The sequence below is a fragment of the Bariatricus massiliensis genome (assembly GCF_900086725.1).
GTDB classification, from domain to species: Bacteria; Bacillota; Clostridia; order Lachnospirales; family Lachnospiraceae; genus Allocoprococcus; species Allocoprococcus massiliensis.
The window spans coordinates 1,117,843-1,133,663 of record NZ_LT574838.1 but is presented as its reverse complement, the minus strand read 5'-3'; the positions used below and the strand labels follow the sequence as shown (position 1 = coordinate 1,133,663).

The following is a 15,821-nucleotide window of genomic DNA, read 5'->3' as shown; positions in this document are numbered from 1 at the left end:
GAAAAAATAAAATAGGCTGGATGTGTTTTGGATTTTGCAAGGTCTTATTGCAGTTTTTTTGTTGTCTTCGTATAATAGAGGTAACAGGAGAAGCTGGTCTCTGCTGACATATTTGGCCTCAAAGGAGGAGACAGATATGTCAGGAGAAAGCGAGATAGCTTATCAAAACAAGGATATCACTGCAAAGTATTTGGAGCAGCATTTGAAAAATAAGTCTTTTGCTGTGTATGGAATTAACATACCGAAGATAGTGGATGTTCTGCCAACGAATTTGCCGATAATAGAGGCAAATGAATTAAGGCTTGACAATCTATTTGAGTTGGAGGACGGTTCTCTGGCGCTGGTGGATTATGAGAGCACGTATGCGGATATTGATAAAATCAAGTATCTGAATTATATTGTCCGCACATTGAAACGCAACATGGAGAAGCACAGCATGCTCCGTAAAATCCGTATGATTGTCATTTACACAGCGGACATTGAACCGGCACGCACTCGCCCGTTCATGGATGTGGGATGCTTGAAATTTCAGCTTCAGGAGGCTTTTTTGACAGAATTGGATTCTGAGGGTATCAGAGATAGGTTATGGGAAAGAGTAAAACATAGAGAAAAGCTCACAGAGGAGGAGCAGATGCAATTTATTATTCTGCCGCTGACTTACAAGGGGCAGGAGAAGAAGCAGGCGTGTATTAGAGAGTGTTTTGAGATGGCGAAGGAAGTGCAGGATATACCGGTGCAGACATTTATGCTGTCGGGAATGCTGGTGTTTGCGGATAAAGTGATAGCAGATAGGGATTCAAAAGAAATCAGGAGGTGGCTTGAGATGACGAAAGTAGGAAGGTTGATTGAAGAAGAGAAGCTGGAGTATGCGAGAGAACAGGTGGAGAAAGCGTCGGCAGAGGTGGCAAGAAGTAAGGAAACGGAGTTTGCCAGAATATTGCTGAAACGTGGAGATGATATAGAAGAATTCAAGGGATTTTTTACAATTCTTACGGATGAGGATATGGAGAGGATAAAGCGGGAGATAGAGTAGGCAAGCGGTTGAAAAAGCATATAGAGAGTGAGAAGAAAGGCGTTGGCAGATTAAACTGTCAACGCCTTTTTATATAATCTATACTAGGTAAAACGTTTTATAAAATGGCGTTATGCACAAAAATACAGTTTAATTTTGGTGAAAATAACGAGAATAAAAGTTATAATTGTGACAATTGACAAAAAATAACCGTATAAATCGTCGAAATGTGCCGATTGACACTTAGCAAATTGTAAAGTATGATGTTATTAAATCATTTGGAAAAACGATTTACCAAACGTATTTACGCAACAATGAGAGAAAGGTCAAAGTAAAAGGAGGAAAAACATGAAAAAATTTAACAAGTTAACAATTTTTTTGATTCCAATCGGTATTGCGGTAAATGTAGTAGGCGGACAGCTTGCGGTTCTGCTAAAATTGCCAGTATTTTTGGATAGTATTGGAACGTTCGTTGTTGGTGCTTTATGTGGAGGTATTCCTGGAGCATTGGTAGGATTAGGCTGCGGATTAATTAATGCTATTTCCCTGCCGACTCTTCTGCCATACACGATTATCGGTGTATTGTTTGGATTTTTAGGTTCATTTTTAGCTAAGAAGCAAATGTTTTCAAAATTCTGGAAAGCTCCGGTGAATGGTGTGGTAATAGCAATTATCAGTACATGTCTTGCGGTTCCGATTACGGCTGTTTTATATGGAGGATTTGTCGGGACGGGCGCCAGTGTTATTGTTACCACGTTGATGGCAGCAGGATGGGATGTTCTTCCGGCTACCTTTGTGAGTGAGCTATCATCTGAGCTGATGGACAAAATCATTTGCTTAATTATTATTTTCTTTGTATTGAAGGCTATGCCGGCACGTTTTGTAGTAAAGCTTCCAAATGGAAAACACTTTATCAAAGAAGAGCAGTAAAAATCGGTTGCAGTCATGCACGACATGACTGCAATCTTTTCCAAAAGGAGGATGATTAGATGGATTATGATTTTGCAAAACAGTATATGAATCCCAAAAGAACAGGGAATATAATAAAAGATTTGAATCCTATGAGTAAAGTCAATTTAATGCTGGTGTTGGGATTGACTCCATTTTTTGTTCAAAACTATTTTTTCGGATTTGGGATGGTGCTGTTCTTCATTTTGTGTTCAGCCGTAGCGGGATGTTTTCGCTCTTTCTTTTCACTATATTGGAAAGTCCTGCTTTTGTTTGGAGTATTCCTATTTATAGTAAAGGCGGCGTTTGCACCAGGAGAACATGTTTTATTTAAGCTTTGGGGGATTTGTGTTACTACCGAAAGTATACAGTCAGGGCTCAATATTGTATCTCTGGTTTTAGCGTTTAGTGGTGCGTTCATTTTATTTGTGAAAACAACGCCTATGGATGAATTTACATATGCCTTAGAGAAGAAGGGCGTATCACACATGGTTTCATTTGTTATTCTTTCGTCCTTTCAAACGATTACAGATTTGAAACAAAGTGCACAGGTAATCATGGAATCCCAAAAGGCTAGGGGAATTGAAACAGAAGGAAATCTTCTGCAGAGGGCGAAAGCGTATATTCCAGTTATGGGGCCGCTTGTGCTCAATGCAATATCCAGTACGGAGGAGAAGTCGATAGCTATGGATGCCAGAGCATTCTCTGCACCTGTCGCACATACATTTTTGTCAGAACTTCCTGAAGTGAGCAGGCAGGAAAAAGTATTTGTCATACTGTTTGATATTGCATTTGTTGGATTGATAATAGGGAGGATAGTTTTATGGCTTATATAGAGTTAAAAGAGATTACCTATACATATCCGCTTATGAAAGAACCGGCGCTAAAAAACGTGTCCTGTTCATTGGAATTGGGGAAATTTTATGGGGTTATTGGTGAAAATGCAGGGGGGAAGACGACATTTTGCAACTTATTGCGAGGCCTTATTCCACATTTTTATAAAGGTAAGCTCATTGGAGATATGACGATTAACGGAGAAGATATCCGAAAAGTTGATGTGGATATTTTATCTACAAAGATGGGATATATATTTCAAAATCCGTTTACTCAGATAAGTGGTGTCAGGAAAACAGTATTTGAGGAAATCGCGTTGGGACTTGAGAATCTAGGGGTCCCCAAGGAGCGTATGATAGAGAAGGTCATTGAAGTGGCAAAACTTTTGAAGATAGAGGAACTTTTGCAAAATGACCCAAACCGACTGTCAGGAGGCCAGAGACAAAGGGTGGCATTTGCGTCGATAATAGCTATGGATTCTGATATATTTGTGATAGATGAGCCTACATCTCAGCTTGACCCGGAAGGGACGGAGCGAATATTTGAAATTATACAGATGCTGAAAGAGCAGGGGAAAACTATCATTTTAGTGGAACACAAAATAGACCTTATTGCTGAGTATGCGGATGAAGTATTAGTATTTCAAAAGGGTGTTTTGTTAAAAAAAGGGCCGGCCAGAACAGTATTGAGTGATTTGGAGCTTTTGGAACATGGAACGATGCTGCCGCAGGCGGTTATTTTAGAACAGGAATTAAGGCGCAATGGAATTATTCTTCCGCAGATACCGGTTACTACAGAAGAATGTATTCGACTTTTACAGAAAGGGGATGAAAAGCATGAATCAAATTGAGCTGAAAAATGCAAGTTTTCAGTATCCAAATGGATTTTTAGCAAATGATAATTTGAACCTTGTTGTAAAAAGAGGAGAAAGAGTTGCAATTGTAGGTCAGAACGGCGCTGGGAAAACAACAGCAGTAAAAATGATGAATGGATTACATAAACCTTGTAAAGGTGATGTATTTGTAGAAGGAAAAAACACAAAAGATTTTACTACTGCCCAAATAGCCCGGCAAGTAGGTTATGTTTTCCAAAATCCAGATGACCAAATATTTAACCAAACCGTATATGCAGAAATCGCATATATGCCTAGATATTATAAACTAGATGAGAAAGAAGTTGAAAAGAGAGTAAAAGAGGTTGCAGAATTATTAGAAATAGAAAATTATTTGAAATCAAACCCCTTTGAAATTCCATATGTTATTAGAAAATTTGTAACCATTGCCGCAATTTTAGCGACAAGGCCACAATATATGATTTTGGACGAACCGACGGCAGGACAGGATTTGACAGGAATAAAGGTCCTTATACGAGTTTTAGACGAATTGGAGAAACAGGAAATCGGTGTAGTGACGATTACGCATGATATGGAATTTGCAGCCAACAATTTTGAGCGTGTGGTAGCCATGGCTAATAAAAAGATAATTAAAGACGGAAATGTGAGAGATATATTTAAGGAGGATGAAATATTACGGCAGAGTAAGATAAAGCGTCCTGAAATCGGGCAGATAGCAGACCGTATCGGACTTGGGAAAGATATTTTAAATGCAGAAGAGTTCGTAAAACGATATAAAGAAGTGATGGAATCATGATACAAGTATTGTGCTACGGAGATTCCAATACATGGGGATATCAGCCGGAAAAGGACGGTAGGTATTCATGGGAACAGAGGTATCCGGGAGTTTTAAGCAAAAAATTAGGCACCGAATACCGAGTCATAGAAAATGGGTTATGCGGTAGGACCACTTGCTTTGACAGTAAAACAGAACCTTATGTAAATGGGGTTGAAGAGGCAAAAGTTTGTGCCATGATAAATGAACCTATTGATATAGCTGTTATCATGCTAGGAACGAATGATTGTAAAGATGAATATTGTGCAAAAGCGCAAGTGATTGGTGAAGGTATAGAGAAAATAGCTGAAACATTTGAAAAGACTGGGGCAAAAATTATTGTTGCGGCACCACCGATACTTAGTAATCTGGAAAAAAGTCCTTTTTACAGTGAGTTCGGAAAAGGAGCGGAAGAAAAAAGCAAGGAACTTGCGGCTTGTTATAAAAGGCTGGCATCTCGACATGGATGGAAGTTTTTGAATGTAGGTAATGTGGTAAGTGCAGGGACTTTTGACAAGATTCATCTTGATGTAGAAGGACATGAAAAGCTGGCAGAAAGTGTTTATAAAATGATTATAGGTAAGGAGGAATATGATGAATAAGAAAATTGAAAAAGCATTGGAAGAAAATAGGCAAAAATATATAGACTATTTGTTGAAGATTGTTTCTATTGACACACATGACATCGGGCATGGAATCGAAGGAGGATTGGAGGCAGCGGGGCAGGATTTTTTGGCAGACATTTTCCACGAGTTGGGCGCCGATGAAGTTGTGAAAGATCCCTTGAAAGAAGAAAGTATTGTCGCTTGTAAAGAGAAATACAGAGAAGGGAATACCGGACATAACTACGATAACAGATACAATGTTTATGCAAGTTTTCCGGGAAAATCTGAAAAATCAATTCTGTTTAACGGTCATATTGACCATATGCCTGCAGAAAATGAAGAGAATTGGTGTATACCACCGCTTAGCCCGGCAGTTATTGAAAATAGAATAACTGGGCTCGGTGTGGCTGATATGAAAGCAGGACTTATGGCATCTGTAATGGCTACGGCTCTATTGAAGGATGCAGGTATAGAATTACCGGTTACTGTAAAATATGCATCAGTATGTGATGAAGAGGGCGGAGGAAACGGTTCTTTGTGCGCGGCGATGAGTGGCATAAAAGGTGATGCGGTGGTTGTCTGCGAGCCGACCAACTACGAGCTGATTGTGGCACATATGGGCTGGGTATTTTTTCAAGTCGAGATAGAGGGAATTGCAGTACATTCAGGATTAAAACTCGCGGGAGTAAATGCAATAGAAAAAGCCGGAAAGTTAATGAACGCTATCGATGAGTTAGAACACCGCTGGCTTTTAAAATATAAACATCCGCTCCTACCGCCGCCGTCAAGTAATGTTGGAGTTATTTATGGCGGAGAAGCTGGTTCTACTATACCGGATTACTGTTGTTTTAAAACCTGTGTCCATTACCTTCCCAATTTAATGAGCCACGAGCAGGTAGTCGAAGAGTATACAGGTGCCATACTACGATGCTGTGAGGGAGATGAGTGGCTGAAAGACCACAAACCTAAAATCAGCGTATACCAGACTGGAAATCCATTTGAAATGGAATTAGGCCACCCTTTTGTAGGTGCATTTAAAGAGGCTTATAAAAAAGCTACGGGAAAGAATGTAAAACTGACGGGTTCTCCGGCGGGCTGTGATTCCAGAACATGGCATAATATTGTAGGATGCCCAACGCTTCAGTATGGACCGGGGTCCTTGGAACAATGTCATGCGGTAAATGAATATGTTACTGTGGAACAATATCTTGATGCAATTAAAATTTATGCGAACTTGATTTTAGAGTGGGCGGAATCAGCAGAATAAGGGATGTGAAATCATGAAAAGGGACAGAAATTGTTCAGGCCGTATGATTTTGAAAAATGGTTTTGTAGTTGACCCGGCAAATGGAATAGAATCGGTAAAAGATATTGTCGTAGAAGGTGATTTGATTCATGAAGTATGTGACAGTGCAGCTGCAGAAACCGGTGACTATATTATCGATTGTTCGGGACTGGAAATATGGCCAGGATTGATTGACATGCATCTTCATGTTAGTGACCTTTTTGAGATACATACAAATACGGCGTATGGAGCCGCTGAGGACGGGGTCACGACAGCACTTTCTCCGGGGGCAGGCAATACTTTTATGGCACCGGCACTTTTGGGTGCAGAAATGGACAGGGGTCTTCCGATTAATGTAGGTGTATTCCTTGGCGCGGCTAATATCTTAGGAACGAGACTAAATGAGAATGAGCTGATTGAGTTGTTTGCGGGAACGCTGGGACAGGCGGAGAAAGAGAAAAAATTAAGTCATAATAATATTGTCAATTCTACGGCTCAATACGCTATAGGAATCAAGGAACATATGGGACATTTCCTATTGCCGGATGAAAAAATGGAGCAATTGTTTACGATTACAGATAAAGCTAATCTAATGTTTACTTCTCATACGCAAGATATTGAACACACGTTACACTTGTGTGATATGGCGCAAGGAAGAAACATACATATGGGACATGCAAATGCTGTCGGATGTGGTACACATGGAGAAGCAGTGTGGTCGATGCGACAAATGGTTGATCTGTGCAGGCGAAAAGAAGTGACGGGAGAATTTGTCACGACTATGCTTCGTGAGGGCGGAGGAAGCCGGGAAGGCCTGAAAATGACCGAACCTGCGAGACAGATAGCGCTGGAAGCATTGTCAGAACATGTAGTTAAGATTTTAGTATCTGATGGACAAAACCAATCTACTATGAAAGGGTTCGGAGATACAAGAGATAATATTCCGTGTCTGCTTGAGCTTGCAGAAAATAAAGTTCTAAGCAAAAAGGATTCAGTTGCGTTGATGACCAGTAATCCGGCAGAACTGTTGGCACAGAGAACAAGAAATGAGGAATGGAAAAGTCGATATGGACATCTTGGTTCCGGTGCCTACGCCAACATTACTGTTGTGGAGCCGAAGCGAAAATATGCAGTTTATGTGCTGACGAATGGAAGGCTGGTGTCATTTGAGAAAAGATACCTCCGCTCGGGTGGGAAAGCCGGATACTGGGTCAGCAAATTTCAGACAAAGAAAAGCATGGGAATCGGAGAATTACCCATGTATGATATAAAATAGAAAGGCGGTACAAGTAAATGAAGAAAGTATTATTAGCCGGAGAATCATGGATGAGTTATACCACCCATGTAAAGGGATTTGACAGTTTTTATACATCAGTATATGAGACTGGGGAAAAATGGCTGGTGGCGGCATTGAAAGAAGGCGGATATGAAGTGGATTTTCTGCCCAATCATCTGGCCACAGAACAATTTCCGTTCACAGTAGAAGAATTAAAGGAATATGATTGTGTCATCTTGTCAGACATAGGGGCAAATACATTGCTGCTTCCGGTTCCTACTTTCACAAAGAGCGAAAAAATGCCGAACCGTGCAAAAGTAATTAGAGATTATGTCATGGACGGAGGAGCGCTGTTGATGATAGGCGGTTATCTGACCTTCTCAGGCGTGGACGCCAAAGGAAAATGGCATGATACAGCGGTGCAGGAGGTTCTGCCCGTTGAAGTCCTGACTGTGGATGACAGGATGGAGCATTGTGAGGGAGTGCGTCCTGTCACGATAAAAGAACACGAGGCGTTGAAAGGAATTAAAACAGAATGGCCGGAAGTTCTCGGTTACAATAAGACCATTGCGAAACCGGAAGCGTTTGTAGCTGCGACAGTAGAAGACAATCCATTTATCGCGTTCGGAACCTACGGAAAAGGAAAGAGCGCTGTGTTTACCACAGACTGCGCGCCACACTGGGCACCGCCGGAATTTTGCGAGTGGGAAAACTACAACCAGATCTGGCAGGGAATTGTTGGCTGGCTTACTGATTAAGGGAAAAGACAGATGAAATACGATGCAGAAACATTTTTGATGGAAACGCTGAAAATACCGACGGTGAATGGGAAAGATGATGAGCGGGCGCTGGCTGTATTTCTACGTGATTTTTTGAAAGACTGCGGAGTCAGCGCTGTTGTACAGGAAATTGACAGCAAACGAGCCAACGTGATAGGAGTTCTGGAGGGAAAGTCGAAAGAGACGGTCATCTGGAATGGGCATTTAGATACGGTTCCTTATGGTAAGATGGGCGAATGGAAGACAGAACCGTCCGTGCCAATCAAGAAAAACGGCTGTATTTACGCCAGAGGCGCCAGCGATATGAAGAGCGGGCTGGCGGCGATGGCCTATGTTTTAGGGACGATGAAGAAAAAAGGATATGTGCCCTCCCACACTATTTATTTCTGTGGTACGTGTGATGAAGAAAAGGATGGACTGGGAGCAAAACAGCTTCTCGAATATCAGATGCTGGGCGAGCCAGCACTGCTCCTCATCGGAGAACCAACCGGACTGCGCCCCGGCACAGTTCAGAAGGGCTGCATCTGGCTGCAATTAAAAATACAAGGTAGAACCAGCCACGGAGCATACCCGGAGCAGGGCGTCAATGCAGTTGAATATGGTATCCGTATTTTTCAAGATTTAAAGGAATGCCTGAAAAAATACAACCACGAGATTCTAGGAGAGCCCACCTGCCAGATAACCATGGCAGAAGGAGGAATCGCCCCCAATATGACCCCCGATATGGCAGAATTCATGCTGGATATCAGAGTAATTCCCGGCATCACAACACTGATGGTCAGCGAATGGACTCAAGAAATTATTGACAAATACAAGGCAGAAACTGACGGCCAGCTAAAAGCAGAAGTACATATAAAAAACGACAGACAAGCCATAGAAATCGACAGCACAAACCCATGGCTAAAAAAATTACAATGGGAATTAGAGCTGAAAGGACTGCCAAAAGAACGAACAGGAATCAACTACTTCACCGACGCGTCCATACTAGCAAAAGGAATACCCAACACCCCAGTACTCCTCTTCGGCCCCGGCCAGCCCGAGATGGCACACAAGCCAAACGAATACGTAGAAATCGAAAAATATTTACAATATATCACGGTCTTAAGTCGATTATTTTAACCATATTATGGAAATATAGGGTATAATGTGCGTATAGGGCAGAGCCAAGTTACCGAACAAATGTCCGATGAGCTAGCTCAAGAGGACACTTGTTCGGTAATTTGGCGAGCGAAGCGACCGAGGAAAAGCGAAGCTTTTGCGAGGTGCTCTGCCCGGAAGCAGCGAAAGAGTAAAGTGCCAGCTCCGATGAGCTAGCTCAAGAGGACACTTGTTCGGTAATTTGGCGAGCGAAGCGACCGAGGAAAAGCGAAGCTTTTGCGAGGCTCTGCCCGGAAGCAGCGAAAGAGTAAAGTGCCAGCTCCGATGAGCTAGCTCAAGAGGACACTTGTTCGGTAATTTGGCGAGCGAAGCGACCGAGGAAAAGCGGAGCTTTTTCGAGGCTCTGCCCGGAAGCGGCGAAAGAGTAAAGTGCCAGCTCCGATGAGCAAGCTCAAGAGGACATGCTTCCGGTAATTTGGCGAGCGAAGCGACCGAGGCTCTGCCAGTATATACGCAGAAAAATAATAGTTTGGTGAGGGTGTGAAAAGTTGAGAACGACAATTAAGGATATTGCAAATTACACAGGTTTTTCAGTTACGACGATATCCCTGGTGTTAAATAATAAAGCAGATAAGATTCCCAAGAGTACGAAAAATAAGATTTTAGAAGCCGTTGAAAAATTAAATTATCATCCTAACCAGCTGGCGGTAGGGTTGGTTAAAAAGCGGACGCAGACAATCGGCCTGATTATATCGGATGTCAGTAATGTATTTTTCTCAACGCTGGCAAAAGGTGTGGAGGACTCCTGCCGCAGGCAGGGCTGGAATCTGATTCTGTGCAATACGAATGATAAACATGAGCGCGATATGTCATACATACAAGTTCTGGCGGATAAAGGCGTGGACGGTATTCTCTTCTGTATGGCGAGAGACAGTGATAAGAAAAAAGCAGAGGAGAGTATCCAGCTTCTGAAGAAGCTGAAAATCCCGTTTGTCATGATTGACCGGTATCTGGAGGAGGCGGACTGCAGTTCGGTCATAGTGGATCATAAACAAGGGGGATACGCGGCTGTGAAATACCTTCTAGGACTAGGACACCGAAATATCGGCTGTGTGACAGGGCCTAGTGGCTTGGAAGATTCCATGGAACGTTTGAAGGGATATAAAAAAGCATTAGAAGAATATAAGATTTCTTACCGGGATGAGTTTATCTACGAGGGAAATTATGACCGGGAGAGCGGGGCAGGTGCGGTTGATTTCTTTGAAGGCAAGGAGATAAGCGCCATATTTGCTTTTAATGATATGTCTGCTTATGGTGTCTATAACGGCCTGAAAAAGAAGGGAATCTCTGTGCCTAGAGGAATGTCTTTAATTGGCTACGATGATATTTTCTTTTCGGAAATTCTGGATGTTCCATTGACGACTGTGAAGCAGCCTATCTATGAGATGGGAGTGGAAAGTGTAAAGCAGCTTATCGAAGAGGTGGAGAGCGGTGTTGGGGCGAGAAAGTGCATTGTGTTCCAGCCAGCACTTATTATAAGAGAGAGTGTAGGTGAAGGGCCGGCCAATGAGCCTGATAACCGATAAAAGTATGCTTTTATTAAACGCTGTAGAATTGATCAAAGCGCTATAGATATAAAATTAAACCCTGATAGAGCCATTACAGATATTGGTTTAGATTATGGATACAGCGCTTCAAATTATAGCTCTGTATTCAAGAAACACCATGATATTTCCCCAACTATGTTCAAGCAGTCAATACCAACTCATAGTATGCCGGTTCCTTTTGATACGGAACGTGCTGCCAACTTTAAAAGTGCGGAAGAATACGCTGCTCAAATAGAAATTCGAGAGCTTAATGACCTTTTTGTGGTATATGAACGTTTTATTGGAAACTATGTGGATATTGAAAAACACTGGTATCAGTTCTTAGATAAATATAAAGCTTTTTTGAATGAGAAAACAATTCTGCTAGAGCGCTTTTTTAATGACCCGGCCATTACAGATATGCCACAATGCATTTGTGATATTTGCATGACTGTGGAGCAGGATTGCGATTTGGACAATGTTATGTGGATTGGCGGCGGGAAATGGATTGTGTATCAGTTTGACGGAGAAATCAAAGACATTTTCGAGACAATACAAGGAATCTTTAGTGTCTGGCTGCCGGGCAGCGGTTACCATATGTCACGGAGGTATGGTTTGAATATTTATCGCCACATTGACCGCGGCAGCCACAGCGTTATTATGGATCTATATATCCCTATATCATAAAAGCAAGAATTCAGAAGCCAGAAAGATGACGTCCTTTCTATAATTTAGAAGTGTTTTAAAATGCTTCATTATAGAAAGGAGGTCATTTTTTATGCTAATCAGCAAAAAAGAAGACTTTGTCATTTGGACGATACAGTATAGCGGTCCTCCGGCTGTACTGCGGCACTGTAAAAAGTGCGGCAGGAAAAGAGAGTATATCTGTTCTGGAGAATTTCGCGTCAATGCACAGCAAAAAACATTGGATATTTGGCTCATTTATAAATGTGCCCATTGTAATACGACGTGGAACAGCAGAATATTTTCTCGAATTTCACCACAGAGGCTGGGGGCCGCGCTGCTCGAACGGTTTCATGCAAATGATGAAGCCTTAGTCATGCAGTATGCGATGGATATTGCGCTTTTGCAGAAAAACGGGGCAGAAATAAAGCTACCTGACTATCAGGTTATTGGGGAAGACGTTTCTTTAGAAAGGACGGTAAGTATAAAGATTCAAAGCCAATATTTTTTGCCGATAAAAATATCTTCTATTTTACGGACGAAACTCAATATTTCACAGCGTGAATTTAACATGCTTCTTTTAAACGATCGAATTCATATCAATACCGGGCAAGACTTGAGAAAAGGGAAATTAACATCCACCGACACTATATTTTTTTTAAAATTTTCATAATCATATTGTAAATATAAAAAGAAACTGGTATACTAGATTTTAATATAAAAGACACTATTCGACATAAATATACTTAAATTTAATGAAAAGATAAAAAACTGGTATACCAATACAGGAACTGGGAGGAAACATTATGATGGTAGAAAATTTGGAAGATGTAATTGTGCGTGACATTAAGAACAGGATTATGTCGGGAGAATTAAAGGAACATACGAAACTAAGTGAGAGGGATATCTGTGATGCGTATTCTACATCACGTTCTACAGTGCGGATTGTCATAGACCGGTTGAAAAAGGACAATTGGCTGTATGTGAAAGCTAAATCGGGCACTTATATTGCGGCTATCGACACAAAAGAAATTAAAGACAGCTTCCAGCTGCGGCAGCTTTTGGAGCCGCAATTGTTGATATGGAATATCAATAATTTTGGGGAAGAAGATATTTTGAGAATGAAGCAGAACTGTGAAAATATGGAGCATGGATGTCATGAAGTTTATGGGTACAGTGAACTGGACAACCATCGTGTGATAAAAGAGAAGTCCCAGAACCAAATTATTGAAAAAATCATGGATGGAATGATGGATAATATCTTGCGCATTACATCTAAGACGTCTGTCACAGAAGCAAGACGCCGTGCAAGTATAATCGAATGGAGAAAAATTATTGACTGCATTGAAAGAAAGGAGGGGGACGATGCAAGCAAATATATGGTACTGCACTTAATCAATACGGCGGATGAGTTTTGGAGCAATTATGGTGAAAAGGAGGAAGGACGATGAAGGGTATGAACTTAAAGCTAGAGTTAGTTTATATCAAGGATATCAAGTTTGGCGACAGGACTTATGTACAAAATGGTGTCCTTACCATCTGCAAGGAAGAGCTTTTAGGGAAGCTTACAAATGATATTTTTTCTTCTATTGATTTGGAGCTTGCAAGACCGGGGGAATCGGTGAGGATTATTCCGGTAAAAGATGTAATTGAACCACGGGCCAAGGTAAGCGACGCGGGGGACGCGTTTCCGGGTGTCCTAGGAGAATGTGAAGGTGTGGGACAAGGAGTTACCAAGGTACTTAAAGGGGCAGGGGTAGTTACTACAGGGAAAATCGTGGGATTTCAAGAAGGAATCATTGATATGACCGGGCCTGCGGCAGAGTACTGCTATTATTCAGCACTTAATAATGTTGTTATAGTGGCAGAAGTTAAAGAGGGAGTGACACCGGCAGAACATGAGGCGGCGGTCAGAATGGCCGGTATTAAGGCGGCGCAGTATTTAGCACAGTGTGCGAAGGATGTACCGGCAGACGAGACAGAAGAATATGAATTAACAGAGCCGGCGCAGGAGCTTCCCCGGGTCGCAGTGGTCTTCCTTGCCATGGCGCAGGGGCTTCTCCACGATAATTATCTCTATGGGATTGACGCAAAACGGCTTCATCCAACGCTTCTCCATCCTAATGAAATACTTGACGGAGCTATCGTAAGCGGCAATTGTGTCGTTGCGTCGAACAAATATACAACTTACGATCACCAGAATAATCCACTCATAAAAGAACTCTATAAAAAGCATGGCAAAGAGCTGGAATTTGCAGGGGTCATTTTCACTCCTTCTTGCCCGGGGCTGGCAGATAAAAAGAGGTGCTGCATGGCGGCGGTCAATATAGCTTCTACTATTAAAGCGGATGGCCTGCTCCTTCCGGAGGAGGGCGGCGGCAATCCGGAGGCAGATTTAATGATGATCTGCAGAATGGCAGAGCAGCGGGAGATACGGACGGTTCTGATTGTGGGGGCAATCGGAGAAGAGGAGGCTATCACCGACACTACGCCAGAAGCAGATGCCGTGGTGAATGTGGGCAGCAGAATTGAGAAACTTCTGCTTCCTAAGATGGAGCGCGTAATTGGCCATGAAGAGCAGATCAAGGTATTGGCGGGAGGCTCGGACGAAAGCATACTGCCAGACGGAAGTCTTTACGTGACTGTATCCAGTATTATGAGCATGCACAATGGCATGGGAATGACGAAACTGACATCCAAGGTTTATTAAGAAACGAGGTGGAGAGATGAGAATCGTACATTATATCAATCAGTTTTTTGGCCAGATAGGAGGGGAAGAGGCTGCCGGGCACCCACTGGAAGTGAGAGAAGGAGCTATGGGGCCGGGTATTGGAATCCAAGGGGAACTTGGCGGCTGTGCGCAGATAGCTGCCACTGTAATATGCGGGGACAATTCTTTTGTGGAACATGAAGAAGCGGCGGAGCAAATGAAACGGATATTGAAAGAGTATGACGCTGAGCTTCTTGTGGCAGGCCCGGCATTTATGGCCGGCAGATACGGTGTGGCCTGCGGTGCTGCCTGTAAGGCGGCTTATGAGATGGGCATACCGGCCGTAAGCGCCATGCACCCGGATAATCCAGGCGTTCTGATGTACCGGAGATATGCGTATATCATCCCCTGTGGGGATTCGGCCCGCGGAATGAAAGAAGCCGTAGGAAAGCTGGGTGGACTCATAAGACGTATGTCAGATGGGGAGACGATAGATGAGCCGGAGAAGGACGGATACATACAGCGGGGAATCCGCAAAGTTTTTGTGTCAGACCGTACAGGAGCAGAGAGAGGTGTACAGATGCTGCTTGATAAAATCGCCGGACGTCCTTACCGCACCGAGCTGCCTATGCCAAAATTCGAAAAGGTGGAGCCAAGTCCTGCGATTAAAGATATGAGGCACGCTACCATTGCAATGATTACTACAGGTGGTTTGGTTCCAAAGGGCAACCCGGATCATCTGGAAGCGTCAGCTGCCATGAAATACGTTACACATGACTTTGAGGAGTATGGAGGCTACACCCTGCCAAATTCTGAGACATGCCATGGCGGGTACGATCCCGTATATGTCAACGACGACGGAAGAAGAGTGCTGCCGGCGGATGTGATGAAGGAGATGGAGGAGGAAGGTGTATTCGGACATCTTTACGATAAGGTCTATGTGACCACCGGGACAGCCATGCCTACGAGTAGGGCGTCTAAGTTCGGTAAAGCTATTGCCGGGGAGATTAAAGATAAGGTGGATGGCGTCATTCTGACATCTACATGAGGCACCTGTACACGTTGCGGGGCAACGATTGTAAAAGAACTGGAGGCGCAGAAGATTCCGGCGGTTCATATCTGTACCGTGACGCCTATCTCACAGTCAGTAGGGGCGAATCGTATCGTTCCGGGGATATCCATACCGCATGTCACGGGAAATCCGGAGGTAAGCAAGGAAGAAGAGAAAGAGGTGAGGCGGGAGCTGGTGGAGACTGCTCTTTTGGCGTTACAGACAGAGATTGATAAGCAGACTATTTTTAAAAAGTAAATATTGTGTTCTTGTTTCATACAGGGGG

16 protein-coding genes are annotated in these 15,821 nt (G+C 42.9%); all 16 read left to right on the top strand.

Features of this window, described 5'->3' with window-relative positions:
* Nucleotides 1–136: 136 nt before the first annotated feature.
* Nucleotides 137–1,033, top strand: a complete 897-nt coding sequence (locus BN6465_RS17030) for a hypothetical protein (RefSeq protein WP_066737449.1) — start codon at nucleotides 137–139, stop codon at nucleotides 1,031–1,033.
* Between the two features lie 327 nt (nucleotides 1,034–1,360).
* Complete coding sequence (locus tag BN6465_RS17025) at nucleotides 1,361–1,942, top strand: hypothetical protein (protein ID WP_066737447.1); 582 nt, start codon at nucleotides 1,361–1,363, stop codon at nucleotides 1,940–1,942.
* A gap of 59 nt (nucleotides 1,943–2,001) precedes the next feature.
* On the top strand, nucleotides 2,002–2,796 hold the full coding sequence (locus BN6465_RS17020) for an energy-coupling factor transporter transmembrane component T family protein (protein WP_066737444.1): 795 nt from the start codon (nucleotides 2,002–2,004) through the stop codon (nucleotides 2,794–2,796).
* A complete protein-coding gene (locus BN6465_RS17015; protein ID WP_066737442.1) occupies nucleotides 2,784–3,644 on the top strand; it encodes an energy-coupling factor ABC transporter ATP-binding protein in 861 nt (286 codons plus the stop codon). Before BN6465_RS17020 ends, BN6465_RS17015 begins: the two co-directional genes overlap by 13 nt.
* The gene (locus BN6465_RS17010) at nucleotides 3,631–4,443 is read left to right on the top strand and encodes an energy-coupling factor ABC transporter ATP-binding protein (RefSeq protein WP_066737440.1); all 813 of its coding nucleotides are present in this window, start codon (nucleotides 3,631–3,633) and stop codon (nucleotides 4,441–4,443) included. Before BN6465_RS17015 ends, BN6465_RS17010 begins: the two co-directional genes overlap by 14 nt.
* Nucleotides 4,440–5,063: a GDSL-type esterase/lipase family protein gene (locus BN6465_RS17005; protein WP_066737438.1), complete on the top strand. Its 624-nt coding sequence runs from the start codon at nucleotides 4,440–4,442 to the stop codon at nucleotides 5,061–5,063. Before BN6465_RS17010 ends, BN6465_RS17005 begins: the two co-directional genes overlap by 4 nt.
* Complete coding sequence (locus BN6465_RS17000) at nucleotides 5,056–6,333, top strand: M20 family metallopeptidase (protein WP_066737436.1); 1,278 nt, start codon at nucleotides 5,056–5,058, stop codon at nucleotides 6,331–6,333. Before BN6465_RS17005 ends, BN6465_RS17000 begins: the two co-directional genes overlap by 8 nt.
* Nucleotides 6,334–6,346: 13 nt before the next feature.
* A complete protein-coding gene (locus BN6465_RS16995; RefSeq protein WP_066737434.1) occupies nucleotides 6,347–7,627 on the top strand; it encodes an amidohydrolase family protein in 1,281 nt (426 codons plus the stop codon).
* Between the two features lie 17 nt (nucleotides 7,628–7,644).
* Nucleotides 7,645–8,385 carry a glutamine amidotransferase gene (locus tag BN6465_RS16990; RefSeq protein WP_066737428.1) on the top strand — a complete coding sequence of 247 codons (741 nt, stop codon included), beginning with the start codon at nucleotides 7,645–7,647 and terminating at the stop codon, nucleotides 8,383–8,385.
* Between the two features lie 12 nt (nucleotides 8,386–8,397).
* Nucleotides 8,398–9,525 carry a M20 family metallopeptidase gene (locus BN6465_RS16985; RefSeq protein WP_066737424.1) on the top strand — a complete coding sequence of 376 codons (1,128 nt, stop codon included), beginning with the start codon at nucleotides 8,398–8,400 and terminating at the stop codon, nucleotides 9,523–9,525.
* A 527-nt stretch (nucleotides 9,526–10,052) separates the two neighbouring features.
* On the top strand, nucleotides 10,053–11,090 hold the full coding sequence (locus BN6465_RS16980; RefSeq protein WP_066737422.1) for a LacI family DNA-binding transcriptional regulator: 1,038 nt from the start codon (nucleotides 10,053–10,055) through the stop codon (nucleotides 11,088–11,090).
* Nucleotides 11,091–11,246: 156 nt separating this feature from the next.
* On the top strand, nucleotides 11,247–11,777 hold the full coding sequence (locus BN6465_RS16975) for an AraC family transcriptional regulator (RefSeq protein ID WP_227183521.1): 531 nt from the start codon (nucleotides 11,247–11,249) through the stop codon (nucleotides 11,775–11,777).
* A 91-nt stretch (nucleotides 11,778–11,868) separates the two neighbouring features.
* Complete coding sequence (locus BN6465_RS16970) at nucleotides 11,869–12,447, top strand: DUF1062 domain-containing protein (protein ID WP_066737419.1); 579 nt, start codon at nucleotides 11,869–11,871, stop codon at nucleotides 12,445–12,447.
* 133 nt (nucleotides 12,448–12,580) lie between these two features.
* Nucleotides 12,581–13,225: a GntR family transcriptional regulator gene (locus tag BN6465_RS16965; protein ID WP_066737417.1), complete on the top strand. Its 645-nt coding sequence runs from the start codon at nucleotides 12,581–12,583 to the stop codon at nucleotides 13,223–13,225.
* Nucleotides 13,222–14,484 carry a glycine/sarcosine/betaine reductase component B subunit gene (locus tag BN6465_RS16960; protein ID WP_227183523.1) on the top strand — a complete coding sequence of 421 codons (1,263 nt, stop codon included), beginning with the start codon at nucleotides 13,222–13,224 and terminating at the stop codon, nucleotides 14,482–14,484. The genes BN6465_RS16965 and BN6465_RS16960 overlap by 4 nt, the downstream gene beginning before the upstream one ends.
* A gap of 16 nt (nucleotides 14,485–14,500) precedes the next feature.
* Nucleotides 14,501–15,793 carry a glycine/betaine/sarcosine/D-proline family reductase selenoprotein B gene (locus tag BN6465_RS16955; protein ID WP_082891763.1) on the top strand — a complete coding sequence of 431 codons (1,293 nt, stop codon included), beginning with the start codon at nucleotides 14,501–14,503 and terminating at the stop codon, nucleotides 15,791–15,793.
* Nucleotides 15,794–15,821: the final 28 nt, after the last annotated feature.

Excerpts from the sequence above, each read along its gene's own strand:
- BN6465_RS17020 (WP_066737444.1), top strand. The coding sequence starts at position 2,002 with ATGGATTATGATTTTGCAAAACAGTATATGAATCCCAAAAGAACAGGG.
- BN6465_RS17000 (WP_066737436.1), top strand. The coding sequence starts at position 5,056 with ATGAATAAGAAAATTGAAAAAGCATTGGAAGAAAATAGGCAAAAATAT.
- BN6465_RS16960 (WP_227183523.1), top strand. The coding sequence starts at position 13,222 with ATGAAGGGTATGAACTTAAAGCTAGAGTTAGTTTATATCAAGGATATC.
- BN6465_RS16970 (WP_066737419.1), top strand. The coding sequence starts at position 11,869 with ATGCTAATCAGCAAAAAAGAAGACTTTGTCATTTGGACGATACAGTAT.
- BN6465_RS16965 (WP_066737417.1), top strand. The coding sequence starts at position 12,581 with ATGATGGTAGAAAATTTGGAAGATGTAATTGTGCGTGACATTAAGAAC.
- BN6465_RS17005 (WP_066737438.1), top strand. The coding sequence starts at position 4,440 with ATGATACAAGTATTGTGCTACGGAGATTCCAATACATGGGGATATCAG.
- BN6465_RS17025 (WP_066737447.1), top strand. The coding sequence starts at position 1,361 with ATGAAAAAATTTAACAAGTTAACAATTTTTTTGATTCCAATCGGTATT.
- BN6465_RS16985 (WP_066737424.1), top strand. The coding sequence starts at position 8,398 with ATGAAATACGATGCAGAAACATTTTTGATGGAAACGCTGAAAATACCG.
- BN6465_RS17015 (WP_066737442.1), top strand. The coding sequence starts at position 2,784 with ATGGCTTATATAGAGTTAAAAGAGATTACCTATACATATCCGCTTATG.
- BN6465_RS16975 (WP_227183521.1), top strand. The coding sequence starts at position 11,247 with ATGTTCAAGCAGTCAATACCAACTCATAGTATGCCGGTTCCTTTTGAT.
- BN6465_RS16995 (WP_066737434.1), top strand. The coding sequence starts at position 6,347 with ATGAAAAGGGACAGAAATTGTTCAGGCCGTATGATTTTGAAAAATGGT.
- BN6465_RS16990 (WP_066737428.1), top strand. The coding sequence starts at position 7,645 with ATGAAGAAAGTATTATTAGCCGGAGAATCATGGATGAGTTATACCACC.
- BN6465_RS17010 (WP_066737440.1), top strand. The coding sequence starts at position 3,631 with ATGAATCAAATTGAGCTGAAAAATGCAAGTTTTCAGTATCCAAATGGA.
- BN6465_RS17030 (WP_066737449.1), top strand. The coding sequence starts at position 137 with ATGTCAGGAGAAAGCGAGATAGCTTATCAAAACAAGGATATCACTGCA.